The following is a 25,064-nucleotide window of genomic DNA, read 5'->3' as shown; positions in this document are numbered from 1 at the left end:
GAGACCACGGACATGGCCACTGGCACCGTGAAATGGTTCAACTCTACCAAAGGCTTCGGCTTCATCGCGCCCGACGGCGGCAGCAAGGACGTTTTCGTCCACATCTCCGCAGTTGAGCGCGCAGGCCTGACCGGCCTGGCAGACAACCAGAAAGTCACGTTCGACATCGAAGCAGGCCGCGACGGCCGCGAGAGCGCGACAAACCTGGCTCTGGCCTGAGATCGGGCTTCGGCCTGACGCGATTGTGAAGGCGGGCGATTCGCCCGCCTTTTTCGATTGACGGGATATGTCATTTGCTGATCCGGATGCGCCGAACATCTGGCAAATTCCGCGAATCCGCCCTTTGCATGCCCGAGGACAAACCGGGGGCTGTCGCCCGACAAGCCACACCCGGAACGTGTATTGCCCCAAGACCATTGACCGAAAGTTCACGGAAGCCGATTATGCAGGGCGTCACCGGAACCAACCAGTTGAGAATGGTCATGATTTCACGCCGCACATTTTTCGTAACAGCTTCCGCCGCCGCTGCCCTGCCCGGCATGGGATTCGGGCAAACGCCCGAATTCGACCCGCAGCCGCAATACGTCCGGATCAAGAAGGACTTTCTGCCGGGGCAGATCCTGATCCTGCCCCGGTCCTACTATCTCTATTTCGTGACCGAACCGCGCAAGGCGATCCGCTACGGGGTCGGCGTGGGCAAGGCAGGTCTCGAATTCACCGGCACCGCGACCATCGACGTCAAGAAGGAATGGCCCACGTGGCGGCCGACTCAGGAAATGATAGAACGCGACCCCCGGACCTATGCAAAGTTCGTGGACAACGACTACATTCAGCCCGGCGGACCGGACAATCCGCTTGGCGCGCGCGCGCTCTATCTGTTCCAGAATGGAGTCGACACCTATTTCCGGATTCACGGAACGACACAACCGTCAACTATCGGCCAATCCGCGTCCAACGGCTGCATCCGAATGCTCAACGAGCATGTGACCGATCTTTATGACAGGGTTCCGGTCGGCACGGTCGTGACCGTGCTTTGATGCCAGGGACGAAACGCGCGCCGGCGTTGTCTCTGACCGGTTTCTGACAACCTGACAGGCGCAGGTTCGATCAGCCCGGAACGGTCAGAACTCGACCTCAGGCGGAATGCGCTGCACTTTTTCCGATAGGGTCGGACCGCGGCTGTCCCGTGCATATCCCGCGATCACCGCGCGGATCCGTCCGGACGCGAACCGCACGGAACTTCAGCGCGCGTGACAACCGCATTGAACGTGCCGGCCTTTGGCGACGCAGCCCGCCCGTTCACTGGGATCCGCCGGCCCGTTCGATCAGGTCGAGGACCGAAGGCCCCAGGTTCTCCACGATCCGCTTCACACCTTCCGGGTTGGGGTGCAGCCCGTCATCCTGAAGAAAGGCGCGCATTTCCGCGGGATCGCCTGTTTCGCCTTCTATCCCGGCGAAAAAGCTCTCGGCATAGAGCGTTCCATGGGCCGCGGCCAGTTCCGGGTAGATCGCGTCGAATTCCGCCTTGTAGTCCGGCCCGTAATTGCCGCTGACCTTCAGACCGATCAGCAATACCTCCACGCCGGCCGCCTTCGCCGCCTGGAGGATGGTTTCGATATTGCCGCGACTGACCGCCGGATCGACACCACGCAGAACGTCGTTGCCGCCCAGGGCCACGATCATGGCGTCGACCTCTGGCGTCAGCGTCCACGCCACCCGCGCCGCGCCACCTGCTGTCGTGTCGCCAGACACGCCGGCATTGATAATGATGACATCCGCGCCGCGCGCCTTCAACCAGGATTCAAGCTGCGGAACGAACCCCTCCTGCTGGTAAAGCCCGTATCCCTGGGTCAGACTGTCGCCAAGCGCCGCAATCGTCACCTGTTCCGCACTGGCGGCAAAACCAAATAAGGAAAGAACAATTCCCGAAACGACCTTGTGCATCGCGCCGACCACTCCATATGCCATCAGATACACTCACCAGTCGCAGGACCCATGACCGATCCGATCCTATCCCTCAAAGATGCCTCTTTGTCGCTGAATGGCAATGCCGGGCGCGTCGATATCCTTCATTCCGTCACGCTGGACATCGAAAAGGGCGAGACCCTTGGGCTCATCGGCCCGTCGGGATCGGGAAAATCCTCTCTTCTCATGCTGATGGGCGGATTGGAACGGGCGACAGGCGGAACGATTATGGCGCTTGGGCAGGACCTGACCAAGATGGACGAGGACGCTTTGGCACGGTTCAGGCGCGATCACATGGGGGTGGTGTTTCAGTCCTTTCACCTGATCCCCACGATGACCGCGATCGAGAACGTGGCGACGCCGCTGGAACTGGCCGGAGCAAGGGATGCTTTCGACCGGGCCGCCGCCGAACTCGAGACTGTCGGACTGGCCAGCCGCGCCAATCACTACCCGGCGCAGATGTCGGGCGGCGAACAGCAACGCGTGGCGCTGGCGCGGGCCTCGGCGCCGCGCCCGCATATTCTGCTGGCGGATGAACCGACCGGAAATCTGGATGAAGCCAACGGATCGGCGATCATGGACCTTCTGTTCGGATTGCGCGACGCGCATGGGGCGACGCTGGTTCTGGTCACGCATTCGAACGAACTTGCCGGTCGCTGCGATCGCGTGATTCGTCTGAGGGACGGCCATATCGCCCCCGAAGCCGCCCGGAAAGCCGCCGAATGAGCCTGCGGCTCGCGGCCCGCTTCGCGCGTCGGGAATTGCGCGGCGGATTGCACGGATTCCGCATTTTTCTCGCCTGTCTCACGCTCGGAGTCGCGGCCATTGCCGCTGTTGGCTCTGTCAGGTCGGGAATCGAAGCCGGGCTAGAACGCGAAGGCGCGGCATTGCTGGGCGGCGACGCGGAAATGCGTTTCACCTACCGGTTCGCCAATGACGCCGAACGCACCTGGATGAAAGACGTGGCGACCGCGATCTCGGAAACCGTCGATTTCAGATCGATGGCCGTCGTGGACCGGAATGGCGAAACCGAACGCGGGCTGACCCAGGTCAAGGCTGTCGATGCCGCCTATCCGCTGGTTGGAACCCCGAGGCTGGAACCGGCCATGCCGCTGGCGGAGGCTTTCGCGGGCCGCGACGGACGTCCCGGCGGGGTGATGGACCGCATCCTGATCGACAGGCTCGGGCTGAACATCGGCGACGGGTTCCGGCTTGGCACCCAGGAATTCATCCTGATGGCGACGCTCGTTCACGAACCGGACGGCGCGGCGGAGGGATTCGGCCTCGGACCGCGCACCCTCGTCGCGACCGCGGGGCTGCGCAACTCGGGGTTGCTTGCCCCCGGCACGCTCTTTGACACGAAATACCGCCTGCTGCTGCCCTCCGGCAGCGATCTTGACTCCCTGTCGGCCGAGGCCCGCGCCCGTTTCGAAGGGTCCGGCCTGCGCTGGACGGATGCACGGAACGGGGCGCCCGGCCTGTCCGAATTCGTGGAAAGATTGGGATCGTTCCTGGTCCTTGTCGGCCTGTCGGGACTGGCCGTCGGCGGCGTCGGCGTTGCCGCGGCGGTCCGCAGCTACCTGGCGGGAAAGACCGGCGTGATCGCGACTCTGCGCACACTGGGCGCGGACAGATCGACAATATTTCAGACCTATTTCATCCAGATCGGTGTGCTGTCGGTTCTCGGCATACTGATGGGAGTCGCGCTCGGCGGTCTGGCGCCGGTGTTGCTGGCGCCTCTGATCGAGGCGCGCCTGCCGATCCCGGCGGCCTTCTCCGTCTATCCCGCCCCCCTTGCCGAAGCCGCGATCTACGGCCTGTTGACGGCATTCATATTTACCCTCTGGCCGCTGGCGCGCACCGAAGAGGTCCGCGCCGCGACCCTCTTCCGCGATGCGCTGTCCGGAACCCGCATGTTGCCGCCCTTGCGCTACCTGCTGGCGATCGGCCTGGGTCTGGCCCTTCTGGTCGGGGTGGCGATCCTGTTCAGCGGCACCGCGCGGCTGACCCTCTGGACCACCGGGGGACTCGCCTTTTCGCTGGTTCTGCTTGCGATCTCCGCCTTCGGGATACGCGCCCTGTCCCGGCGCTTTAGCCAGACGGCGCGTGGCCGCCCGGCGCTTCGCTGGGCGCTTTCGGCGATTTCCGGGCCGCGCGAGGGGGCGGCGTCCGTGGTGCTGTCGCTCGGTCTGGGACTCTCGGTGCTGGCCGCGGTCGGGCAGATCGACGGCAATCTGCGCACCGCCATTTCGGGCAACCTGCCGGAGATTGCCCCGTCCTATTTCTTTGTCGACATCCAGCAGGATCAGATCGACGGGTTCACCGGCCGCCTGGCGGAAGACCCTGCCGTCAGCCGGGTGGAAACCGCACCGATGTTGCGGGGCGTGGTTACGCGGATCAACGGCAAGCCCGCCCGCGACGTGGCGGGCGATCACTGGGTCGTGCAGGGCGACCGCGGCCTGACTTACGCCCGAGATCTGCCCGAGAACACGCGCCTCACGGCCGGAACCTGGTGGCCCGCCGACTATGACGGTCCGCCGCAGATCAGTTTTGCCCAGGAAGAGGCCGACGAGATGGGCCTCTCGCTGGGCGACACGCTGACGGTCAACATCCTTGGCCGGGATATTCAGGCAACCATCACCAGCTTCCGCGAGGTCGATTTTTCCACCGCCGGGCTGGGTTTCGTTCTGACGATGAATCCGGCGGCCCTGGCCGGAGCGCCGCACAGTTTCATTTCCACGGTCTATGCCGAAGATGCGGCCGAAGCGCGGGTCCTGCGCGACCTGGCGAATACCTATCCGAACATCACCGCCATCCGGGTGCGCGACGCGATCGACCGGGTTTCCGAGGTTCTGGCCGGGCTGGCTGCCGCCACCTCCTACGGCGCCGCGGCGACGCTGCTGACCGGTTTCCTCGTGCTGATCGGCGCCGCCGCGGCCGGCGAACAGAGCCGAACCTACGAAGCGGCGCTGCTCAAGACACTGGGGGCCGCCCGCGGACGCATCCTGTCGAGCTTTGCCTTGCGGGCTGCGATCCTTGGCGCCGCGGCGGGTGCGGTGGCGCTGGCAGCGGGCATCGCCGGAGGCTGGGCGGTCAGCCATTTCGTGCTCGACACGAGGTTCTCGATCATCTGGCCATCCGCTCTCGGCATCGTGTTTGGCGGCGTGCTGGCCACCTTGCTGGCCGGACTCGCCTTTGCCTGGCGGCCCCTGGCGACACCTCCGGCGCGCGTGCTGCGCGACCGGGAATGATCAGTGGACGCCGCAGCGCGCAGGCTGAAGAATGTTGATCAGGGCGCTGTTGTCGCAAACCAGCGCCCCCAAAGAAATATCGTCGAGCGACGCGTAAAATGCCTGCGCCGCATCCGACAAGGCCACCCGCAGGCGGCAGGCGCTGACCAGCGGACAGGTGTTGTCGGAATCCGCGAAACATTCCACGATCGGCAACTGCCCCTCGATATCGCGGAAGACATCGCCGATCCGGATCTCGTTGGCGTCGCGGGCAAGGCTCATGCCGCCGTTGCGGCCCCGTTGCGTGTGCAGATAGTCCAGCTGGCTCAACTGGTTGATCACCTGGGCCAGATGGTTTTCCGAGATGTTGCAACACTCCGCGATTTCCGATTTGGTCACCAGACGGTCCTTGTTCGCCTCGCAATACATCAGCAGGCGCACCGCGATATTGGTTCGTTTGGTGATTCGCACAGGAACACTCCTCGTCTCGTCCCGATTGCCTTTTGTTGCACATTGCGGGAAAAAGCGGTTTGACATACATCAATCGGATTGCCACGCCCCATGACGGCAGACCCCTATTTCTTCGGCTATGGCAGCCTGGTGAACAGCGCCACCCATGATTTCGCCGACCCGCATCCAGCCGTTCTGAGCGGATGGGCGCGGGCCTGGCGGCACACGGATCTTCGCCCGGTCGCCTTTCTGACCGCGGTGCCATCGCCGGGTACCCGGATCGACGGCATGATCGCGCGGGTTCCAAAGGGGGACTGGAAGGCGCTCGATCAACGCGAATGGGCCTATGACAGGGTGCCCGCGACCGCCGCAGTCACTCACATGCTGCCGGACAATCCCGAAGTGGCGGTCTATGCGGTGGCCGAACGGCGCCACACCGTTCCTTCCGACCTCTACCCGATCCTGCTCAGCTATCTCGACGTGGTCGTGCAGGGATTCCTGCGGCACTACGGGGAAGAGGGCGTGAACCGGTTCTTCGAAACGACGCTGGGTTGGGACTCCCCGGTCCTGGACGATCGCGCGGCCCCGAAATACCCGCGCCACCAGCAATTGAGCGCCACGGAAACCGCCTGCGTCGATACGCGCCTGAGCCAGCTCGGCGTCCGGATCATCGATCAGATCGATAGTTCGCGCTTCAATCCGGTGTGACCGGATCGGTCAAAACCCGCGTCCCACGCAGCGGATCGGCAGTCAGCGGCGCGCGCGCACCACCTGCAACAACGGCATGAGGATCGCCATTTCCGGACCGCGTTCCAACCCGGTCACGGCCTTGCGCAAGGGCATGAACAACCCCTTTCCCTTGCGCCCGGTCGCATCCTTCACCGCCGCGGTCCACTGGCCCCAGGTGTCGGCGTCAAACGGCGCATCGGGCAAAAGCGCCATTGCCTGCGCCACGAATTCCCCGTCTTCCGGCGCAATCATCGGCTCTGCGCCGTCGCGGCACAGATGCCACCAGCCTTCCAGATCCGCCAGGGTCGTGATGTTGTCGCGCGCCATCGTCCAGAACGCATCGGCCAGGTGTTCCGGCACGCCCAGTCCGCGAACATGGTCCCGGACAGCGTCAAGGGGAAGGCCCTGCAAGTAATGCGCCGTCAAGGGATAAAGGTCCTGATCGTCGAACTTGGTCGGCGCGCTGCCGAAACGGCCGATGTCGAAACCGTCTATCAACTCGGCCATGTCGGTTCGCAGTTCGACCGGATCGCTCGACCCAAGCCGCGCCATCAGGCTCAGCAACGCCATCGGCTGAACCCCCCGCGCGCGCAGGTCGCGCAAAGCCAGAGTGCCGAGCCGCTTGCTCAGCGCCTCGCCCTGCGGGCCCGTCAGCAGCGAATGATGCGCAAACTGAGGTTCCGTCCCGCCAAGGGCGCGGATGATCTGGATCTGCGTCGCCGTGTTGGTCACGTGGTCCGAACCGCGCACGACGTGGGTAACGCCCATTTCGGTGTCGTCCACGACCGACGCCAGGGTATAGAGAACCTGACCATCGCCCCGGATCAGAACCGGATCGCTGATGCTTGCCGCGTCGATGGAGATATCGCCCAGGATGCCGTCGTTCCACTCGATCCGTTCATGGTCGAGCTTGAAGCGCCAGACCCCTTGCCCGCGTTCCGCCCGCAGCGCGTCCTTTTCGGCGCCGCCAAGGGCAAGGGCCGCGCGGTCATAGACCGGAGGCTTGCCCATGTTCAGCTGCTTCTTGCGCTTCAGGTCCAGTTCGGTCGGCGTTTCGAAGGCTTCGTAGAACCGCCCCATCTCGCGCAGCCGGTCGGCGGCGGCGGCATAACGATCCAGACGTTCGGATTGCCGTTCGACCCGGTCCCAGTGCAGCCCGAGCCAGGTGAGGTCCTCCTTGATCGCATCGACATATTCCTCTTTCGACCGTTCCGGGTCCGTGTCGTCGATCCGCAGGATGAAGGTTCCGCCCGACTTGCGCGCGATCATGTAGTTCATGAGGGCGGTGCGCAGGTTTCCGACGTGAATGTAGCCAGTGGGCGAAGGGGCGAAACGGGTCGTTGTCATGGGCGTCTCCTGTTGGCGGTCTGTTGTCACAGGGATGCGGATTTGTCCAGCGGCGCGGGTTTCGGAAGGCGCCTCCGGGCCGGTGGGAAACCTTCCGTCCGGCCCGGCAGTTACGGTCCCCATATCTCCCACCGGATCACAGGTCGGTCAAACAGCGCCCGCACGCAGGCCATGCTTTCGCTTGCCCCCTTCACGCCCGTTGCGGCAGCCGTCTCACTTGGGCATGCTGATCTGGGCAGGCAGGCCGTCAATTTGCATTTCGCAGTCGCTTTCAGCCGACCCCGACCTAGCTTGCCAAGCACAAGACATGAAAAGACAGGAACAGGAGGATTCAGAATGTCTCTCACGAGCACAAGGCTCACGCGGCGCGCGGCGCTCGCAGGCGCCGCGGCGCTGCCACTGGCTGCGGCCACCTGGGCGAAGGCCGCGGCCCCGATGATGGGGGCAGGACATGCGCCCTACAACCGGATCAAGCTGGGCGATTTCGAAGTCACGACCATTCTCGCCGGAAGCCGCGCCGTTCCCGACCCGCAAACCATCTTCGGCATGAACGTCTCCGCCGAGGAATTCGCGGCGGTTTCAGAGGCCGCGCGGCTGCCCGTGGATCAGGCCCAGTTCTTCTTTACCCCGACCGTCGTGAACACCGGCAGCGAACTGGTTCTGTTTGACACCGGCCTGTCGGCAGCCGGGACAACCGCCGCACTGGCCGCCGCCGGCTATACGCCGGACATGATCGACGTCGTGGTGATCACCCACATGCACGGAGATCACATCGGCGGGCTGATGAACGAGGGCGCGCCGACCTATCCGAATGCCCGCTACGTCACCGGAGCGGTGGAATTCGACTCCTGGGACATGTCCGGCAACGAAACCTTCGAGGCGCAGATGCGCCCGCTGGCGGAACGGACGGAGATGATCAACGGAGGTGCCGATGTGGCCGGCGGCATCACTTCGATGGAGGCTTTCGGCCACACGCCCGGACACATGGCCTACATGCTGGACAGCGGCGGCAAACAGCTCCTGATCGGCGCCGACTTCGCCAATCACTATGTCTGGTCGCTGGCCCATCCGGATTGGGAGGTCAAGTTCGACCGCGACAAGGAAGCCGCGGCCACGACACGGCGCGCCATCCTGAACATGCTGGCCGCAGACAAGGTGCCGATGATCGGCTACCACATGCCCTGGCCCGGCATCGGCTTTGTGGAAACACGCGGAGACGGTTTTCATTTCGCGCCACACAGTTATCAATTGCTGCTGTGACGGGATTTCCGGACGGGCCGCCGACCGGCCCGTCCACGCCAGAACATCAAGAGGGGCGTCATCATGACCCGCATCATTGACACCGGCGCCGCGCCCGCGTCCTTTTCCCGCTACAGCCAAGCCGTCGAAATCCCGGCATATGCCCGCATGTTGCACGTGTCTGGGCAGGTGGGAATCTCCGTGGACGGCACGCTGCCCGCCAATACCGAAGCGCAGCACGAACAGGCCTGGCTCAACATCTTCGCGATCCTGGCGGTCGCCGACATGTCGAAGACGGATATCGTCGACGTGCTCGCCATCGTCAGCGACGCATCCGGCGTCCCGGTCTTCCGGCAGGTGCGCGACCGGATGCTGGAAGGCCACCTGGCCTGCTCGACCCTGCTGGTCTGCGGACTGGCCAGCCCGGACTGGAAAGTCGAGATCGCCGTCAAGGCCGCGCGGGCGGACTGACCGGCGTCAGAAGCCGCTGTCCGGGGCAATGCGGCTGCCATCCGAAAACCGTGACAAGCGAAAATCGGCCGGATCGACGACCGGCGCGGTTCCCATTACCAGATCCGCCATCAGCTTTCCCGCCCCCGGACCGATGCCGAACCCATGCCCGGAGAACCCGGTGGCGACATGCAGGCCCGGAAGGTCCTGAACCGGCGAGATCACCGGCACCGCGTCCGGCGTCACGTCGATCAGCCCGGCCCAGCCCTGGACGATCTCCGCGTCCCGAAGAAACGGGAACGCGGCCCGTGCGGCGGCCCAACTGGACCTCAGAACGCGCGGCACCGGGGCCGGATCGAGAATGCGCGTTTTCTCGAAAGGCGTGATTTCATCCGGGCGCCACCTGCGGGCCTCCTGCGCTTCGATCTTCCAGCGGTCCGAAAGGCGGAACCTCAGGCTGCTCCACTCGTCGATCAGCGCCGGCAGGAACCGGCGCGCCAGGCGGAAACTGTCGGGCACGAGATCGACGGTATTCTCGGTGCCGGAGGCGACGGTATAGCCGCCGTCCTCGCGTTTGCGCAAAGCGAATCCATCCGCCCAGACCGACGCTTGTGGTCCCTCGGCCACGGTGGTGCGCATCACCGTGTTCAGCACCTTGAGTTGCGGCAGGTCGATCCCCGCATTGCCTGCGAACAGGCGCGACCAGGCGCCGCCCGCCAGAACCACCGCATCGCATTTGACCCGGCCCTTTTCCGTCACCACGCCCGCGACCCGTCCGGCCTGGACATCGAGGCTGCGCACCGCGCAGGCGGTCATGACAGTTGCACCCGCGGCCCGTGCCGCCTCGGCAATCGCGACCCCCGCGCATTGCGGTTCCGCCCGCCCGTCCAGCGGCGTGTATAGCGCGCCCCTGACCTTCATCCGGTGGCCCGGCATGAGGGCATCGAGATCCGCACCGGAAACCATGCGGCAGTCGATCTGATGCGGAACGAGGTGCCTGCACCAGCGTTCGAACTGACCGAAAACCTTGTCGGTTGGGGCCGTGAACAGAATGCCGGTCCTGGCGTATCCGGTCTTTCGGCCGGTGCGCTGATCCATCTTTTCCCAGGCGCGAATGGCTTCGATCATCAGCGGAATTTCACGCGGATCGCGTCGCGATATCCGGACCCAGCCCCAGTTGCGGCTCGACTGCTCCCCGGCGATCTGCCCCTTCTCGCAAAGCAGCACCGACACCCCCCGTTCCGCCAGTTCAAGCGCCGTGCTCACCCCGATGATGCCGCCACCTATGACGACCGCATCCACCCGCTGGGGCAGGATCTGGTCGCTGTGAAACGGAATGACGGTCGGTCCGGGCATGGCGTCACCTAGACATGCCCGGAGCCGGTCGTCCAGACCTGTTGAATACCACTTTGCGAACAGGCTGCGGTGCCGCATACCAAGGGTATGAATGCAGACCGAACAAACACTTCCCTCGACCATTTCGAAACGGTGGCCCGCCGCACCGTCGAAACCCTGCCGCACGCGTTCCGCGCGGTCGCGCTGGACGTGGCCTTGCGCGTGACCGACTGGCCGGACGCGGAAATGCTGCGCGACCTCGGCATGACCGACCGGCTCGACCTCACCGGACTTTACGAAGGTGTGCCCGTCACCGAGAAATCGGTGTTCGATCAGCCGCTTGGGCCGGACATGGTCTGGCTGTTCCGGCAACCCATTCTGGCCGAATGGCGGCAGCGGGGCGACGTCGAACTGGACGACCTGATCGCCCATGTGACGATCCACGAATTCGCGCATCATTTCGGCTGGTCGGACGCGGACATCGCCCGGATCGACCGCTGGTGGGAATGATCGTTGCCCCGGTCCATCGCGAGACCGGGCCGCGCCATGGTCAGCCCGGATCGCGCCAGCGGTTGACGATCGGATACCGCCGGTCCAGCCAGAAAGCGCCCTTGGTCAGGCGCACGCCGGGCGCCGATTGAAAGCGTTTGTATTCGCTGATGTAGATCAGGTTCTCGACCTTCTTCGCGGTCGCCCTGTCAAACCCGGCGGCCACGCAATCCTCGATCGATCCGTCTTCGTCCACGAGAATGCGCAGCAGAGCGTCCAGTTCCGGGTAGTCCGGCAGGCTGTCGCTGTCCTTCTGATCCTCGCGCAGTTCCGCCGTCGGCGGCTTGTCGATGATGTTCGGGCGGATCACTTCCCCCGCCGGGCCCTTCATCCACGGGCGGTGGTGCGCGTTGCGCCAGCGGCAGGTTTCAAACACCCGGGTCTTGTAGAGATCCTTGATCGGATTGTAGCCGCCGGCCATGTCCCCGTAGATGGTGGCATAGCCCACCGCGACCTCGGACTTGTTGCCGGTGGTCAGCAGCATTTCCCCGAACTTGTTGCTCATCGCCATCAGCAAAAGGCCGCGCAGGCGGGACTGGATGTTCTCTTCGGTCAGGTCCGGTTGCAGCCCCTCGAACAACGGCGCCAGGGTCCGGGTGATGGCCGCGCGCCCTTCGCTGATCGGAACATGGTCATAGCGGCATCCCAACGCCCTGGCGACCGCTTCGGCGTCGGCAAGACTTTCGTCGCTGGTGAATTCCGACGGCAGCATCACGCAGCGCACGTTGTCAGCGCCCAGGGCGTCCACGGCGATCGCGGCGACGATGGCACTGTCCACGCCGCCCGACAGGCCGAGCAGGACCTTCTTGAATCCGGACTTGGCCATGTAGTCCCGCAGGGCGATGACCATCACGCGGTAGTCCTGCTCGTAGGGGTCGGGATGCGCATGTTCGACCCCCGGCACGATGCGCCAGCCCGCGTCGCCGCGCTCCAGATCGACATGCGTGACCGATTCTTCGAACAGCGGCATCTGCAGGGCCAGTTCGCCGCCGGGGTTGAGCGCGAAGGTGCCGCCGTCGAACACCTGATCGTCCTGCCCCCCGACCATGTTCAGGTAGATCAGCGGCAAACCCGTTTCGATCACGCGGGCGACCATGTGGTTCAGGCGGGTTTCGAACTTGTTGCGGTAATAGGGCGATCCATTGGGCACCAGCAGGAACTCCGCGCCGGTTTCCGCCAGCGTTTCGGCCACATCCTCGTGCCAGGCATCTTCGCAGATCGGGCTGCCGATCCGGACGTTTCCAACCGCATAGGGTCCGCCCAGCGCGCCGACGTCAAAGATGCGCATCTCGTCGAACACGGTTTCATTCGGCAGATGATGCTTCGTGACCGTGCTGGCGATTCGTCCCCCCTTGAGGATGAAATAGGCGTTGAAAAGCTCCGTGCCCTCGACCCACGGCCCGCCGATCGCCAGCGCCGGACCCTCGGCACAGGCAACGGCCAGGGCTCGCACCTCCTGAATGGCGGCCGCATGAAAGGCCGGCTTCATCACCAGATCCTGGGCATTGTAGCCGGTGATGAACATTTCCGGCAGGGCGACCAGGTCGGCACCGGCCGCGCGGCCCTGTTTCCAGGCGTCATGCGCCTGGCCCGCATTGCCGGTCAGATCGCCGACCACCGGATTTAGCTGCGCCAGTGTCACGCGAAATCGATCAGCCATCCTGCCCTCTTGCCGCTATCCGTCCCACGCCATTTAGCAGATCATCGCTTGAGGGGAAGGGAGCAGCGGCAAAAGACATTGCCCCTGCGACCCGGCTGGCCTAATTTCACGGCGCGCCGCGGGAAACGAACCGCGGGCGAAAAGCAGGGATACCCATGACGCCGACCACCATATTTCGCACCGGCCTGGCCGCGACAAGCCTGATCTGCCTGGCGCTCGCCGGTTCCGTGACCGCGCAGACGGACCAGGTGCTGACCACGCAGGACGATATCGGCGGCGTTTACGAAGGCACGTTCAGAAACGGTCTCCAGCATGGCACCGGCACCTACACGCTGCCCAACGGATACAAATACACCGGCGACTGGGTGGATGGCGAGATCAGGGGCAAGGGCGTGGCGCGGTTTCCCAACGGATCCGTCTACGAGGGCGAATTCGTCAAGGGCAAACCCGAAGGTGCCGGAAAGATCACCTTTGCCGATGGCGGCACCTACGAAGGCCAATGGGCCGATGGCGCAATCAATGGTGAGGGCGTTGCCGTGTTCGCCAACGGGGTGCGCTACGAGGGCGGGTTCAGGAACGCGCAACGCCATGGCACCGGCACCATGCGCAATCCGGACGGATACGAATATACCGGCGACTGGGTGGATGGCGTCAAGCAGGGCAAGGGGGTGATCACCTATGCCGATGGCGCGGTCTACGACGGCGGGATCATCGACGGCAAACAGTCCGGCCAGGGAAAACTGACCCTGCCTGACGGGCTGATCTATTCCGGCACCTGGAAGAACGGCCAGTTCGACGGATCGGGAACGCTCACCCAGGCCAACGGCGACAGTTACACCGGCGATTTCATCGGCGGCCGCCGGCAGGGTCAGGGCCGCGTCGAATATGCCAATGGCGATGTCTACGAAGGCAGCTTCTCCGAGGACCGGCGCGATGGCACCGGCACCTTCACCGGGACCGATGGATACCAGTATGTCGGCGAATGGAAAGCCGGCCAGATCGCGGGCAGCGGGCAGGTTACATATCCGGACGGGTCGGTTTACGTGGGGGCATTTTCGTCCGACCTCGCCGATGGCGAAGGCAAGATCACCTATCCCGACGGGTCCTCCTACGAAGGCGGCTGGGTCGCGGGCGTGATCGAAGGCGACGGAACCGCCACCTATGCGAATGGCGTCGTCTACAAGGGCCAGTTCAGGAATGCGCTCAACCACGGGCAGGGCGTGATGACCTATGCCGACGGATACCGTTACGAGGGCGATTGGGAAAACGGGCAACGCCACGGGGTCGGCAAGGCCACATATGTCGACGGTTCGGTCTATACCGGCGAATTCCGGGACGGCAAGCGCCACGGCAGCGGCGAAATCGTGATGACCGACGGGTTCCGCTATTCCGGCGACTGGAAAGACGGGGAAATCAGCGGCGAGGGAATCGCCACCTATTCCAACGGCGACGTCTACGAAGGGTCCTTCGTGGATGGCAAGCGCCAGGGCGACGGAACCATGCGCTACGCCACCGGGCAGGAAGCCGCCGGAACCTGGGAAAACGGCGCGCTCACCGCCGAAAAACCGCCCTCGGACGGCTGACATCCAGGGTATTTCCCGGTCAACGGCGTGCTGACCGTTCCCGGATGCAGAGTCGCGCGGACCGCCTCGGTATGATCAGATGATCCATGCCCGATCCGCGCCCTCGGACTTGGCCGCCCGGGCACCGACATCCAGACGTCCTGTCGTCAAGAATTTCCTTGCGAAAGATTCAGCGATTATGCCGGGGGCAGAGCGGACGCAAATTCGGCCTTCCCATTTCCATCCCGCCCGATATAACCTGTCCGCATGACCCATGCCGCCGACATCCAGATTCCGACCGCCGTTTCCGGCGCGTCCCTGCGCGGCCTGCTGATCCTAACGCGCCTCTGAGCGTGCCACCTCGGCGCGCCCGCTCAGAGGATGCAGCTTGCGCGCCACAGGCCATAGGACAGAAACGAAAGAACTCGACATGACACAGATTGTAGAAAAGGACCGGGTCCTGATCTTCGACACGACCCTGCGCGATGGGGAACAGAGCCCCGGCGCAACCATGACCCACGACGAAAAGCTCGAAATCGCCGGGCTTCTGGACGACATGGGCGTGGACATCATCGAGGCCGGATTCCCGATCGCCTCGGAAGGCGATTTCAAGGCCGTGTCCGACATTGCCCGGAACGCCAGAAACAGCGTGATCTGCGGCCTCGCCCGCGCCAACCTGGCGGATATCGACCGTTGCTGGGACGCGGTGAAACACGCCGAAAGGCCACGCATCCACACCTTCATCGGCACCTCGCCGCTGCACCGCGCCATACCGAACCTGACCCAGGACGAAATGGCCGACCGCATCCATGAAACCGTGACCCATGCGCGCAATCTCTGCGACAACGTGCAGTGGTCGCCGATGGACGCGACCCGGACCGAATGGGATTATCTCTGCCGGGTGATCGAAATCGCCATCAAGGCCGGGGCCACCACGATCAACATTCCGGACACCGTGGGCTATACGGCGCCGGTGGAATCCGCCGATCTCATCCGCCGCCTGATCGCCACCGTGCCGGGGGCAGAAGACGTGGTCTTTGCCACCCACTGCCACAACGACCTGGGCATGGCGACGGCCAACAGCCTCGCCGCGGTGGCCGGCGGCGCGCGGCAGATCGAATGCACGATCAACGGGCTGGGCGAACGGGCCGGCAACACCGCGCTGGAAGAAGTCGTGATGGCATTGAAGGTGCGCCACGACATCATGCCCTGGCATACCGGGATCGACACCAGGAAGATCATGAACATCAGCCGCCGCGTCGCCACGGTCAGCGGTTTCCCGGTGCAGTTCAACAAGGCGATCGTCGGCAAGAACGCCTTTGCCCATGAAAGCGGCATCCACCAGGACGGGATGCTGAAGAACCCGGAAAACTTCGAGATCATGCGCCCCTCCGACGTCGGCCTGTCGGACACCAATCTCGTGATGGGCAAGCATTCGGGCCGCGCCGCGCTGCGCGCCAAGCTGTCCGATCTCGGGTTCGAACTGGGCGACAACCAGCTCAAGGACGTGTTCGTGCGCTTCAAGGAACTCGCCGACCGCAAGAAGGAAGTCTATGACGACGATCTCGTCGCCCTGATGCGGGTCGGTGAAGACCCGGAAAACGACCGGCTCAAGATCAAGTCGCTGCACGTGGTCTGCGGCACCAAGGGGCCGCAGAAGGCCGACCTGGTGATGGAGATCGACGGCGTCGAACAGTCCACCACCCAGTCGGGCGACGGCCCGGTCGATGCCACGTTCAACGCGGTCAAGGCGCTGTTTCCGCACCGGGCGAAACTGCAACTCTACCAGGTGCACGCCGTGACCGAGGGCACCGACGCGCAGGCGACCGTATCGGTGCGGATGGAAGAGGACGGGCGCATCGTCACCGGCCAGTCCGCCGATACCGACACGGTCGTGGCCAGCGCCAAAGCCTATGTCAACGCGCTGAACCGGCTGATCGTGCGGCGCGAGAAATCCGCGCCCGGCAGCGATACACGGGAAATCAGCTACAAGGACGTGTCCTGACAAACCGGCGCGGGCTTCAAAGGCCCGCGCCGACCCTTTGCCATTGCGAATGAGACGGATCACCGGCGTGGAAAACGCCGGGCTGGCCTTTTCCGGGTTCGGGAAGGTCGGGTTCCGCGATCCTGCTGGCGCGCTGCGCTTTTCATTGGACGCGCCGGTTGCGAAGGGTATGGTCAGACGACACTTTCAACAAAGGAACGATCCGTGCGTTCACATCTTCTGTCGATCATCGCCTGCCTCTGCCTTGCCCTGCCCGCCAGCGGACAAACGCTTCAACGGATCAAGGAAACCTCAAAACTGAACCTGGGCTATCGCGCCGATGCCGCGCCGCTGTCGTTTCAGAAACCGGACGGAAACCCCGCCGGATACACCCCGCTGATCTGTCTTCATGTCGGTCAGGCCATCGCCAATGCGCTGAAGCTGGAGAACCTGGAAGCGACCTTCGTGGCGGTCGGAACCGAGGACCGGTTCGACAAGGTTGCCAGCGGCGAAATCGACCTTCTCTGTGGTGCCGCCACCATCACCCTCACGCGCCGAAGCATCGTCGATTTCTCGGACCCGGTCTATGTGGACGGAACCGCGATCCTGCAACACAGGGGCGCGTCGGGCAAATTCGCCGACATGGCCGGCCAGAAACTGGGCGTCCGGGCCGGGACGACCACGCAGGAGGCCCTGACCACGTCGATGACCGAAGCCGGAATCGACGCCGAGATCGTGACCTTCGCGAGCCATCAGAACGGGCTTGATGCCATGGAGGCCAAGGAGATCGACGCCTATTTCGCGGACCAGTCTCTTCTGACCGCCCTGCTCGCGAACAGCCTGGACCCGGAGGCGTACCAGATCTCGGACGAAATCCTGACGATCGAAAAACAGGGGCTGGCCCTCGCGCGCGGAGACTCCGATTTTCGCCAGATCGTCGATGCGGCCATTGCCGGACTCTATGCCAACGGCAAGATGCGCGAGATCTTCGATCAGGCCATGCCGGACTTACAACCCGGCGTAGCCCTGCAAGCGATGTATCTGCTGGCGCCGACGCTCAGGTAAGCCTGGCGACGCGACGCCCGGCACATCGTTGCGCCTTGCGGATCAGCGACCGAAAGCCGAATTCTGGACCCACGACCGTTTCTGCCCGGCGGGACCCTTCTTCATCATCAGGCAGGCTGTGCCGGCATTCTGGTAATAGAAGATATCGACATCATACCAACCGGCCGACGGCGCATGAACCGGGACGACAACCGTGCCTTCGCAGCCCTGGATCCCGTCGAAATATCCGACCTGCTGGCCGCCGATCCTCGCGTCCAGCCCGTCGTTGACGAAAAATTCGATGTCGTAGTCTCCCGGCGCCGCAAAGTAATAATACCCCGTGATCCGGGCCGTCACATACCAGGCCGCTGTCGATGTCAGGGCCATTTCGCCGAATTCGTTGTCCCGGTAGTCCAGTCCGCGCAGCGGTTTCCCCGGTTTCCCCGTCGCCTCGAAAATGCTGCGCGCCAGGGACAGCGACTTGAACTTGTCCGCCGCGTAGCCGTAGCTGACGTTCAGCCCGCTTTTCAGGGAGCCCGGTTGCGGGTTGGCCGGCGTCAGCTTCAGGGGCGCGGCCAGCACCGAGGTCGCACAGATCAGTGCCGATACCGCGACGGCCATACCCAAGGATTTCTTCATCGTCCGTTCCCTCACCTCTTGTGCCGGCGCGATCCCGGCCGGGCATGCGTCAATTCTAGGCGCCGTCCGCGAATGCGACAAGTCCGCACACGCGGCGCCGACCCGGCCGATACGGGTCTTTCCCGGCGTTTCGGGCGAAATGACGCCTATCCAATCCCATTCAGTGCTTTCACCCTTGGCGGGGGAGTCATATAACACCCTCGGTCCGCGCCATTCGAGTCGCGGACCCAATTGCAGTAGACTACAGGATCCCGTTCATGTCGTGGTTTGGAAATTTTGGTGGCATCTTCGCCGCGGACATGGCGATTGACCTGGGAACCGCCAATACCCTGGTCTATGTCAAGGGCCGTGGCATAATCCTGTCCGAACCGTCCGTCGTGGCCTATCACATCAAGGACGGGGTCAAGAAAGTTCTGGCCGTCGGCGAAGACGCCAAGCTGATGCTGGGGCGCACGCCCGGCAGCATCCAGGCGATCCGCCCGATGCGCGAGGGGGTCATCGCGGATTTCGATACCGCCGAGGAAATGATCAAGCATTTCATCCGCAAGGTGCACAAGCGGTCGTCGTTTTCCAAGCCCAAGATCATCGTCTGCGTGCCGCATGGCGCCACCCCGGTCGAGAAGCGCGCGATCCGTCAGTCGGTCCTGTCGGCGGGGGCGCGCAAGGCGGGTCTGATTGCCGAACCCATCGCCGCCGCCATCGGCGCCGGCATGCCGATCACCGACCCGACCGGCAACATGGTCGTGGACATCGGCGGCGGCACCACCGAGGTCGCGGTGCTGTCGCTGGGCGACATCGTCTATGCCCGCTCGGTCCGGGTTGGCGGCGACCGGATGGACGAGGGGATCATTTCCTACCTGCGCCGGCAGCAGAACCTGCTGATCGGCGAAAGCACGGCGGAACGCATCAAGACCAGCATCGGCAGCGCCCGGATGCCCGACGACGGGCGCGGCGCGTCGATGCAGATCCGCGGGCGCGACCTGCTGAACGGTGTGCCCAAGGAAATCGAGATCAGCCAGGCCCAGGTGGCCGAGGCGCTGGCCGAACCCGTGCAGCAGATCTGCGAGGCGGTGATGGCCGCGCTGGAAGCCACGCCGCCCGACCTCGCCGCCGACATCGTCGACCGGGGCGTCATGTTGACCGGCGGCGGGGCGCTGCTGGGCGATCTCGATCTGGCCCTGCGTGAACAGACCGGGCTGGCGGTATCCATCGCGGATGAATCGCTGAATTGCGTCGCGCTCGGCACCGGCAAGGCGCTGGAATACGAAAAACAGCTGCGCCACGCGATTGACTACGACAGCTAGGACGCGCACCCTTTGACACCTGTGCAACCCGCGCCAAAGGCGCGGCCATAGAGGTTCCCTTGGCCAAGAACCGTTCACAGCGCGAAGACTATGCCGGCCCCCTGCGCCGATTCCTGCTTGGGGTCATCTGCCTGTGCCTGCTCGCCATCTTCCTGGTCTGGCGGATCGACAGCCCCCGCGTCGAACGGTTCCGGGCGCAGGTCACGGACGCGGTCGTGCCGAGCATGAGCTGGGCGATGGTGCCCGTCACCGGCGCGATCAACCTGATCCGCGATTTCCAGAGCTACCAGCGCCTGGCCGAACAGAACCGGGATCTGCGTAGCGAATTGCGCCAGATGCAGGCCTGGAAAGAGGCGGCGCTGCAACTGGAACAGGAAAACGCCCGCCTGCTCGATCTCAACAATGTGCGGCTCGATCCGCGCCTGACCTACGTGACCGGCGTCGTCATGGCCGATTCCGGATCGCCGTTCCGGCAATCCGTGCTGCTCAACGTCGGCGCGCGCGACGGGATTCGCGACGGCTGGGCCGCGATGGACGGGATCGGGCTGGTCGGCCGCATCTCCGGCACCGGCCAGACCACCGCCAGGGTCATCCTGCTGACCGATGCCGCAAGCGCCGTGCCAGCGACCATTCAGCCGTCCGGGCAATCGGCGCTGGTGATTGGCGACAATTCCGCCGCCCCGCTGATCAGCTTCCTGGAAAATCCGGACCTCGTCCGACCCGGCGACCGGGTCGTCAGTTCCGGCGACGGCGGTGTCTTTCCCGCCGGTCTCCTGATCGGGCAGGCCGCCGCGGACCCCTCCGGCCGCCTGCGGGTGCGGCTCTCGGCCGATTACGAGAGGCTCGAATTCCTGCGCGTTCTGCGCCACCACGGCGCGGAAGGCATCGACGACCCCGGAACCATCGTCGCCCCGACGGCGGCGATCGGCCCGATGCAACCCGAGAGCCCCGCGGATGGATAGCCTGACCCCGCCGCATATCTGGATCATGCGCCTCTGGTTCGTGGCACTGGCGCTCCTGATCCTGTTCTTTCACCTGCTGCCGCTGCAAACCATGCCGCGCCGCTGGGCGCCGCCCGACCTGCTGATCGCCTTCACCTTCGCCTGGTCCGTGCGCCGGCCGGATTTCGTGCCCGCTTTCAGTGTCGCGGCCGTCATGCTGCTTGCCGATCTCATGCTGCAACGTCCGCCGGGGCTGCTCGCCATGCTGGTGGTGCTGGGCAGCGAACATCTCAAGTCCCGTTTCGCCGGCGCCGGGGAAACCGGGTTCATGGGCGAATGGATCTCGGTCTCCCTCGTCATCCTGATCGTGGCGATCCTGCACCGGCTGATCCTCACCGTCACGCTGGTCGATCAGGCACAACTGAGCCTGAGCCTCATCCAGATGATGATGACGATGGCGGCATACCCCGCCGTGGCGCTGCTCACCCAGTCGGTCATGGGAGTGCGCCGCCTATCGCCGAATACCGCGGAAACCATGGGGTCCCGCGGATGAGACGCAACCCCAAGGAACTGGATGTCCTGCACCGCACCATGAGCCGCCGCGCGGCTCTGCTGGGCGGCGCGCAGCTGGTCTTTGTCGGCGCCCTGGGATTGCGGATGCGCTACATGCAGGTCGATCAGGCCGACCAGTTCCGCATGCTGGCCGAGGAAAACCGGATCAACATCCGCCTGATCCCGCCCGACCGCGGAGAACTGTTCGACCGGAACGGCAAGATCGTCGCGCGCAACTCTCCCAGCTACCGGATCATCATCGTGCGCGAGGACGCGGGCGAGGTAGACAAGGTCATCGCGGATCTGTCCCGTCTCGTCCGACTGGACGAGGAAGACCTGAACCGCGCCCTGACCGAAATGCGCCGCAGCGCGCCGTTCCTGCCGGTCACGCTCGCCGACCAGGTCTCCTGGGAAGATATCAGCAAGGTGGCGGTGAACGCCCCCGCCCTGCCCGGCATCACCCCCGAGGTCGGCCTGACGCGGGTCTATCCGCGGGGCGCGGACCTGGCGCATGTGGTCGGCTATGTCGGCCCGGTCAGCGACTACGACCTGAGCCAGATCGAAGACCCCGAACCCGTCCTGCGCATCCCCCGGTTCCAGATCGGCAAGGTCGGGCTGGAAGCCAAACGCGAGGACGTGCTGCGCGGTTTCGCCGGGGCCAAACGGGTCGAGGTCAACGCCACCGGGCGCGTCATGCGCGAACTGGACCGGCGCGAAGGCGTCTCCGGGGCGGACCTGCAACTGACCATCGACGCCGATCTCCAGGCCTATGTGCAGGCACGGCTGAGCGGCGAAAGCGCCGCCGCCGTGGTGATGGACTGCGAAACCGGCGACCTGAGGGCGATCTGTTCCGCCCCCAGCTTCGATCCGAACCTGTTCGTGCGCGGGATCTCGGTCGCGGATTACCGCGGCCTGACCGAAGACCCCTACCGCCCGCTCGCCAACAAGTCGGTGCAGGGCACCTATCCGCCCGGATCCACGTTCAAGATGATCACCGCGCTGGCCGCGCTCGAGGACGGGCTGGTGGGACCGGACGATACGGTCTGGTGTCCGGGCCACCTGGAGGTGTCGGGGCGCAGGTTCCATTGCTGGAAACGGGCGGGACATGGCCATGTGGACCTGCTGAACTCGCTGAAGCAAAGCTGCGACGTCTACTATTACGATCTCGCGATGAAAGTCGGCATCGACAAGATATCCGCCATGGCCAAGCGGTTCGGAATCGGCGTGCGCCACGATCTGCCCATGTCCGCCGTGGCCGAAGGCCTTGCCCCGGACCGGGCCTGGAAGGAACGGGTTCACGGGGATGTCTGGCGCGTCGGGGACACGGCGAACGCCTCGATCGGGCAGGGCTTCATGCTCGCCTCTCCGCTCCAGCTTGCGGTGATGTCGGCCCGGATCGCGACCGGGCGCGCGGTCGCGCCGCGTCTGGTGAAATCGATCGACGGCATCGAGGAACCGGATGGCGCGGGCGAACCCCTGGGGCTCAACGAAAACAACCTGCGCAAGGTCCGACGGGCCATGTTCGCGGTCAGCAACGACCGGCGCGGCACCGGCTATCGCAGCCGCATCATCGAAGACTCCATGCGCATGGCGGGCAAGACCGGCACCAGCCAGGTCCGCAACATCACCAAGGCCGAACGCGCCGCCGGCGTGATCAGCAACGCCGACCTGCCCTGGGAACGGCGCGACCACGCGCTGTTTGTCAGCTTCGCCCCGGTCGAGAACCCGAGATTCGCCGTCTCGGTGATCGTCGAACATGGCGGCGGCGGCTCGACCGCGGCGGCCCCCGTGGCGCGCGACATCATGCTCCAGGCGCTTTACGAAGGCACCCCACCGCTCTCTGCCTATCCCACCGCCGACCGCAGCAAGATCAAGGCGCAGCAAGAGCGGCTGCACCGCGAACGCCCCGAAATCGGCGCCCCCGTGAGCGACCGCGCATGAGCTATCTCGAACATAACCTGCGATCCACCCCGTCGGGGATGCGCAAGATCCTGCACATGAACTGGCCGCTGACGCTGCTGCTGATCAGCGTCGCCGGCGTCGGGTTCCTGATGCTCTATTCGGTGGCCGGCGGATCGTTCACTCCCTGGGCCGAACCGCAGATGAAACGCTTTGCTCTCGGCCTGGCTGTCATGACCGTCGTCGCGATGGTGCCGATCTGGTTCTGGCGCAACATGGCCGTCGTGGCCTACGGGCTGACGGTTCTGCTGCTGATCATGGTCGAAGCCTTCGGCACGGTCGGCATGGGCGCGCAGCGCTGGATCGATCTCGGGTTCATGCGCCTGCAACCGTCCGAGCTGATGAAGATCACGCTGGTGATGCTTCTGGCCGCCTATTACGACTGGCTTCCCGCCAAGAAGACCTCCCGCCCGTTCTGGGTGCTGATCCCGGTGGTGATGATCCTGTTTCCCACCTTCCTGGTGCTGCGCCAGCCGGATCTGGGAACGTCCATCCTGCTGATCACCGCGGGCGGCGGCCTGATGTTCCTGGCCGGCGTGCACTGGGCCTATTTCGCCGTCGTCATCGCCGCCGGAGCGGGCCTCGTCACCGCCGTGTTTCAGAGCCGTGGAACCGACTGGCAATTGCTCAAGGATTACCAGTATCGCCGCATCGACACCTTTCTCGATCCTTCCAGCGACCCGCTGGGCGCGGGATACCACATCACGCAATCGAAAATCGCGCTCGGCTCCGGCGGCTGGACCGGGCGCGGCTTCATGCAGGGCACCCAGTCGCGGCTGAACTTCCTGCCCGAAAAGCACACGGATTTCATCTTTACCACCCTGGCCGAGGAATTCGGCTTCGTCGGCGGGTTCTCCCTGCTGACGCTCTATGCCCTGATCATCGTCTTCTGCATCGCTACCGCGCTGGCCACCCGCGACCGGTTTTCCTCCCTCGTCACCTTTGGCGTCGCGATCAACTTCTTCCTGTTCTTCGCGGTCAACATGTCCATGGTCATGGGGCTCGCCCCGGTGGTCGGCGTGCCGCTTCCCATGGTCAGCTACGGCGGCTCCGCCATGCTCGTCCTGATGGTCGCCTTCGGGATCGTGCACAGCGCCCATATCCACCGCCCCCGCCAGCAAACGCGATAGGTTCCATGACGGCCAATATTCTCTTCGCCGCCCAGTCCGAAAGCTGGGACCGCTACCAGACCCCGCTGACGCGCGCCCTGGACCGCACCGGTCTCGCCTACGATCTGCGCCTGGATTTCGCCCCGGATCAGGTCGATTACATCGTCTATGCGCCCAACAGCAGCGTGCAGGATTTCTCTGCCTACAGCCGCCTGAAAGCGGTGCTGAACCTCTGGGCCGGGGTCGAAGACGTGGTCGGCAATCCGACGCTCAGGGTTCCGCTGGCCCGCATGGTCGATCACGGGCTGACCCGGGGCATGGTCGAATGGGTCGCGGGGCATGTCCTGCGCCATCATCTCGGGATGGATGCGCATATCACCGGCCAGGACGGGGTCTGGCGCACCCAAGTGCCGCCTCTGGCGCAGGACCGCCGCGTCACCGTTCTTGGCCTGGGCGAACTGGGCCGCGCCTGCGCCGCCAGTCTGGCCATACTGGGATTCGCCGTTTCCGGCTGGAGCCGCAGCCCGAAGACCATCGCGCAGGTCACGACCCATCACGGCGACGCGGGACTGGCCGCCGCCCTGGCGGCCGCCGAAATCCTCGTGCTGCTGCTGCCGGACACGCCGGCGACCGCAAACATCCTGAACGCCCGAAGGCTGGCCGGGCTGCCGCGCGGGGCGATCGTCATCAACCCCGGACGCGGCGCCCTGATCGACGACGCGGCGCTGCTTGCGGCGCTGGACAGCGGCCAGGTCAGTCATGCGACGCTCGACGTGTTCCGGACCGAACCGCTGCCCGCTGATCATCCGTTCTGGGCCCATCCCCGGGTGACGGTGACGCCGCATATCGCCTCCGCCACCCGCGAATCCTCCGCAAGCGAGGTGATCGCCGAAAACATCTGGCGCGGCGAAACCGGCGCGCCCTTCCTGCACCTGGTGGACCGGGCGCTTGGATACTGATCGCCCCCGGTCTTCCTCTTGCCTGAAATACTCCCGCCGGAGGCTTGCGCCAAAGGC

23 protein-coding genes are annotated in these 25,064 nt (G+C 64.7%); 17 read left to right on the top strand and 6 right to left on the bottom strand.

Features of this window, described 5'->3' with window-relative positions:
* Positions 1-12: 12 nt before the first annotated feature.
* Entirely contained in the window at positions 13-219 is a 207-nt protein-coding gene (locus QO034_RS03700) for a cold-shock protein (protein ID WP_027263247.1), read from the top strand.
* 263 nt (positions 220-482) lie between these two features.
* A complete protein-coding gene (locus tag QO034_RS03695) occupies positions 483-1,037 on the top strand; it encodes a L,D-transpeptidase (protein ID WP_284484284.1) in 555 nt (184 codons plus the stop codon).
* A gap of 262 nt (positions 1,038-1,299) precedes the next feature.
* Here QO034_RS03695 and QO034_RS03690 read toward each other — a convergent pair whose 3' ends face one another.
* Positions 1,300-1,968, bottom strand: a complete 669-nt coding sequence (locus QO034_RS03690; protein WP_284484149.1) for an arylesterase — start codon at positions 1,966-1,968, stop codon at positions 1,300-1,302.
* A gap of 27 nt (positions 1,969-1,995) precedes the next feature.
* Here QO034_RS03690 and QO034_RS03685 point away from each other — a divergent pair, with 27 nt between their 5' ends.
* Positions 1,996-2,691 carry an ABC transporter ATP-binding protein gene (locus QO034_RS03685; RefSeq protein ID WP_284484148.1) on the top strand — a complete coding sequence of 232 codons (696 nt, stop codon included), beginning with the start codon at positions 1,996-1,998 and terminating at the stop codon, positions 2,689-2,691.
* The gene (locus QO034_RS03680; protein WP_284484147.1) at positions 2,688-5,216 is read left to right on the top strand and encodes an ABC transporter permease; all 2,529 of its coding nucleotides are present in this window, start codon (positions 2,688-2,690) and stop codon (positions 5,214-5,216) included. Before QO034_RS03685 ends, QO034_RS03680 begins: the two co-directional genes overlap by 4 nt.
* Here the strand turns inward: QO034_RS03680 and QO034_RS03675 are convergent, their stop codons facing one another.
* Entirely contained in the window at positions 5,217-5,666 is a 450-nt protein-coding gene (locus QO034_RS03675) for an RrF2 family transcriptional regulator (protein ID WP_284484146.1), read from the bottom strand. It abuts the gene before it with no gap.
* 90 nt (positions 5,667-5,756) lie between these two features.
* Between QO034_RS03675 and QO034_RS03670 the strand changes: the two genes are divergently transcribed.
* Positions 5,757-6,353, top strand: a complete 597-nt coding sequence (locus QO034_RS03670; RefSeq protein WP_284484145.1) for a gamma-glutamylcyclotransferase family protein — start codon at positions 5,757-5,759, stop codon at positions 6,351-6,353.
* A gap of 42 nt (positions 6,354-6,395) precedes the next feature.
* Here QO034_RS03670 and gltX read toward each other — a convergent pair whose 3' ends face one another.
* Positions 6,396-7,721, bottom strand: a complete 1,326-nt coding sequence (gene gltX / locus QO034_RS03665; RefSeq protein ID WP_284484144.1) for a glutamate--tRNA ligase — start codon at positions 7,719-7,721, stop codon at positions 6,396-6,398.
* Between the two features lie 336 nt (positions 7,722-8,057).
* Between gltX and QO034_RS03660 the strand changes: the two genes are divergently transcribed.
* Both QO034_RS03660 and QO034_RS03655 read left to right on the top strand, forming a co-directional pair.
* Complete coding sequence (locus tag QO034_RS03660; protein WP_284484143.1) at positions 8,058-8,981, top strand: MBL fold metallo-hydrolase; 924 nt, start codon at positions 8,058-8,060, stop codon at positions 8,979-8,981.
* 63 nt (positions 8,982-9,044) lie between these two features.
* Entirely contained in the window at positions 9,045-9,431 is a 387-nt protein-coding gene (locus QO034_RS03655) for a RidA family protein (RefSeq protein ID WP_284484142.1), read from the top strand.
* Between the two features lie 6 nt (positions 9,432-9,437).
* Here QO034_RS03655 and QO034_RS03650 read toward each other — a convergent pair whose 3' ends face one another.
* On the bottom strand, positions 9,438-10,766 hold the full coding sequence (locus tag QO034_RS03650; RefSeq protein ID WP_284484141.1) for an NAD(P)/FAD-dependent oxidoreductase: 1,329 nt from the start codon (positions 10,764-10,766) through the stop codon (positions 9,438-9,440).
* 87 nt (positions 10,767-10,853) lie between these two features.
* Between QO034_RS03650 and QO034_RS03645 the strand changes: the two genes are divergently transcribed.
* Positions 10,854-11,255, top strand: coding sequence for a metallopeptidase family protein (locus tag QO034_RS03645; RefSeq protein ID WP_284484140.1), 402 nt, complete (start codon positions 10,854-10,856; stop codon positions 11,253-11,255).
* Between the two features lie 40 nt (positions 11,256-11,295).
* Here the strand turns inward: QO034_RS03645 and QO034_RS03640 are convergent, their stop codons facing one another.
* On the bottom strand, positions 11,296-12,954 hold the full coding sequence (locus tag QO034_RS03640; RefSeq protein ID WP_284484139.1) for an NAD+ synthase: 1,659 nt from the start codon (positions 12,952-12,954) through the stop codon (positions 11,296-11,298).
* 155 nt (positions 12,955-13,109) lie between these two features.
* On the opposite strand from QO034_RS03640, the gene QO034_RS03635 reads away from it, so the two are divergent.
* From QO034_RS03635 to QO034_RS03625, 3 genes are all read left to right on the top strand, one after another.
* Positions 13,110-14,537 (top strand): MORN repeat-containing protein, encoded by a 1,428-nt coding sequence (locus QO034_RS03635; protein WP_284484138.1) that lies wholly within the window; start codon positions 13,110-13,112, stop codon positions 14,535-14,537.
* A 409-nt stretch (positions 14,538-14,946) separates the two neighbouring features.
* A complete protein-coding gene (locus QO034_RS03630) occupies positions 14,947-16,521 on the top strand; it encodes a 2-isopropylmalate synthase (RefSeq protein WP_284484137.1) in 1,575 nt (524 codons plus the stop codon).
* Positions 16,522-16,725: 204 nt separating this feature from the next.
* Positions 16,726-17,565 carry an amino acid ABC transporter substrate-binding protein gene (locus QO034_RS03625; protein ID WP_284484136.1) on the top strand — a complete coding sequence of 280 codons (840 nt, stop codon included), beginning with the start codon at positions 16,726-16,728 and terminating at the stop codon, positions 17,563-17,565.
* 42 nt (positions 17,566-17,607) lie between these two features.
* On the opposite strand, the gene QO034_RS03620 is transcribed toward QO034_RS03625, so the two are convergent.
* Positions 17,608-18,183: a hypothetical protein gene (locus QO034_RS03620; RefSeq protein WP_284484135.1), complete on the bottom strand. Its 576-nt coding sequence runs from the start codon at positions 18,181-18,183 to the stop codon at positions 17,608-17,610.
* Positions 18,184-18,440: 257 nt separating this feature from the next.
* Here QO034_RS03620 and QO034_RS03615 point away from each other — a divergent pair, with 257 nt between their 5' ends.
* From QO034_RS03615 to QO034_RS03590, 6 genes are read left to right on the top strand one after another with little or no spacing between them, the layout of a single operon-like run.
* Complete coding sequence (locus QO034_RS03615) at positions 18,441-19,487, top strand: rod shape-determining protein (RefSeq protein WP_284484134.1); 1,047 nt, start codon at positions 18,441-18,443, stop codon at positions 19,485-19,487.
* Between the two features lie 59 nt (positions 19,488-19,546).
* The gene (gene mreC / locus QO034_RS03610; RefSeq protein WP_284484133.1) at positions 19,547-20,449 is read left to right on the top strand and encodes a rod shape-determining protein MreC; all 903 of its coding nucleotides are present in this window, start codon (positions 19,547-19,549) and stop codon (positions 20,447-20,449) included.
* Positions 20,442-20,981 carry a rod shape-determining protein MreD gene (locus tag QO034_RS03605; protein WP_284484132.1) on the top strand — a complete coding sequence of 180 codons (540 nt, stop codon included), beginning with the start codon at positions 20,442-20,444 and terminating at the stop codon, positions 20,979-20,981. Before mreC ends, QO034_RS03605 begins: the two co-directional genes overlap by 8 nt.
* A complete protein-coding gene (gene mrdA, locus QO034_RS03600; protein WP_284484131.1) occupies positions 20,978-22,921 on the top strand; it encodes a penicillin-binding protein 2 in 1,944 nt (647 codons plus the stop codon). The genes QO034_RS03605 and mrdA overlap by 4 nt, the downstream gene beginning before the upstream one ends.
* Entirely contained in the window at positions 22,918-24,069 is a 1,152-nt protein-coding gene (gene rodA / locus QO034_RS03595; RefSeq protein WP_284484130.1) for a rod shape-determining protein RodA, read from the top strand. Before mrdA ends, rodA begins: the two co-directional genes overlap by 4 nt.
* A gap of 5 nt (positions 24,070-24,074) precedes the next feature.
* Positions 24,075-25,007, top strand: coding sequence for a 2-hydroxyacid dehydrogenase (locus tag QO034_RS03590; RefSeq protein ID WP_284484129.1), 933 nt, complete (start codon positions 24,075-24,077; stop codon positions 25,005-25,007).
* The last annotated feature ends 57 nt before the right edge of the window (positions 25,008-25,064 follow it).

This window comes from Sedimentitalea xiamensis (assembly GCF_030164465.1).
GTDB classification, from domain to species: domain Bacteria; phylum Pseudomonadota; class Alphaproteobacteria; order Rhodobacterales; family Rhodobacteraceae; genus Sedimentitalea; species Sedimentitalea xiamensis.
Note: the sequence above shows the minus strand (reverse complement) of the source record. Positions and strands in the feature narration are given on the sequence as shown.

What these genes read in the sequence shown, in the direction of transcription:
- QO034_RS03635 (WP_284484138.1), top strand. Translation starts at nt 13,110, where the DNA reads ATGACGCCGACCACCATATTTCGCACCGGCCTGGCCGCGACAAGCCTG.
- QO034_RS03590 (WP_284484129.1), top strand. Translation starts at nt 24,075, where the DNA reads ATGACGGCCAATATTCTCTTCGCCGCCCAGTCCGAAAGCTGGGACCGC.
- rodA (WP_284484130.1), top strand. Translation starts at nt 22,918, where the DNA reads ATGAGCTATCTCGAACATAACCTGCGATCCACCCCGTCGGGGATGCGC.
- QO034_RS03630 (WP_284484137.1), top strand. Translation starts at nt 14,947, where the DNA reads ATGACACAGATTGTAGAAAAGGACCGGGTCCTGATCTTCGACACGACC.
- mrdA (WP_284484131.1), top strand. Translation starts at nt 20,978, where the DNA reads ATGAGACGCAACCCCAAGGAACTGGATGTCCTGCACCGCACCATGAGC.
- gltX (WP_284484144.1), bottom strand. Translation starts at nt 7,721, where the DNA reads ATGACAACGACCCGTTTCGCCCCTTCGCCCACTGGCTACATTCACGTC.
- QO034_RS03660 (WP_284484143.1), top strand. Translation starts at nt 8,058, where the DNA reads ATGTCTCTCACGAGCACAAGGCTCACGCGGCGCGCGGCGCTCGCAGGC.
- QO034_RS03690 (WP_284484149.1), bottom strand. Translation starts at nt 1,968, where the DNA reads ATGGCATATGGAGTGGTCGGCGCGATGCACAAGGTCGTTTCGGGAATT.
- QO034_RS03680 (WP_284484147.1), top strand. Translation starts at nt 2,688, where the DNA reads ATGAGCCTGCGGCTCGCGGCCCGCTTCGCGCGTCGGGAATTGCGCGGC.
- QO034_RS03650 (WP_284484141.1), bottom strand. Translation starts at nt 10,766, where the DNA reads ATGCCCGGACCGACCGTCATTCCGTTTCACAGCGACCAGATCCTGCCC.
- QO034_RS03605 (WP_284484132.1), top strand. Translation starts at nt 20,442, where the DNA reads ATGGATAGCCTGACCCCGCCGCATATCTGGATCATGCGCCTCTGGTTC.
- QO034_RS03670 (WP_284484145.1), top strand. Translation starts at nt 5,757, where the DNA reads ATGACGGCAGACCCCTATTTCTTCGGCTATGGCAGCCTGGTGAACAGC.
- QO034_RS03685 (WP_284484148.1), top strand. Translation starts at nt 1,996, where the DNA reads ATGACCGATCCGATCCTATCCCTCAAAGATGCCTCTTTGTCGCTGAAT.
- QO034_RS03645 (WP_284484140.1), top strand. Translation starts at nt 10,854, where the DNA reads ATGAATGCAGACCGAACAAACACTTCCCTCGACCATTTCGAAACGGTG.
- QO034_RS03640 (WP_284484139.1), bottom strand. Translation starts at nt 12,954, where the DNA reads ATGGCTGATCGATTTCGCGTGACACTGGCGCAGCTAAATCCGGTGGTC.
- QO034_RS03620 (WP_284484135.1), bottom strand. Translation starts at nt 18,183, where the DNA reads ATGAAGAAATCCTTGGGTATGGCCGTCGCGGTATCGGCACTGATCTGT.
- QO034_RS03700 (WP_027263247.1), top strand. Translation starts at nt 13, where the DNA reads ATGGCCACTGGCACCGTGAAATGGTTCAACTCTACCAAAGGCTTCGGC.
- QO034_RS03655 (WP_284484142.1), top strand. Translation starts at nt 9,045, where the DNA reads ATGACCCGCATCATTGACACCGGCGCCGCGCCCGCGTCCTTTTCCCGC.
- QO034_RS03695 (WP_284484284.1), top strand. Translation starts at nt 483, where the DNA reads ATGATTTCACGCCGCACATTTTTCGTAACAGCTTCCGCCGCCGCTGCC.
- QO034_RS03615 (WP_284484134.1), top strand. Translation starts at nt 18,441, where the DNA reads ATGTCGTGGTTTGGAAATTTTGGTGGCATCTTCGCCGCGGACATGGCG.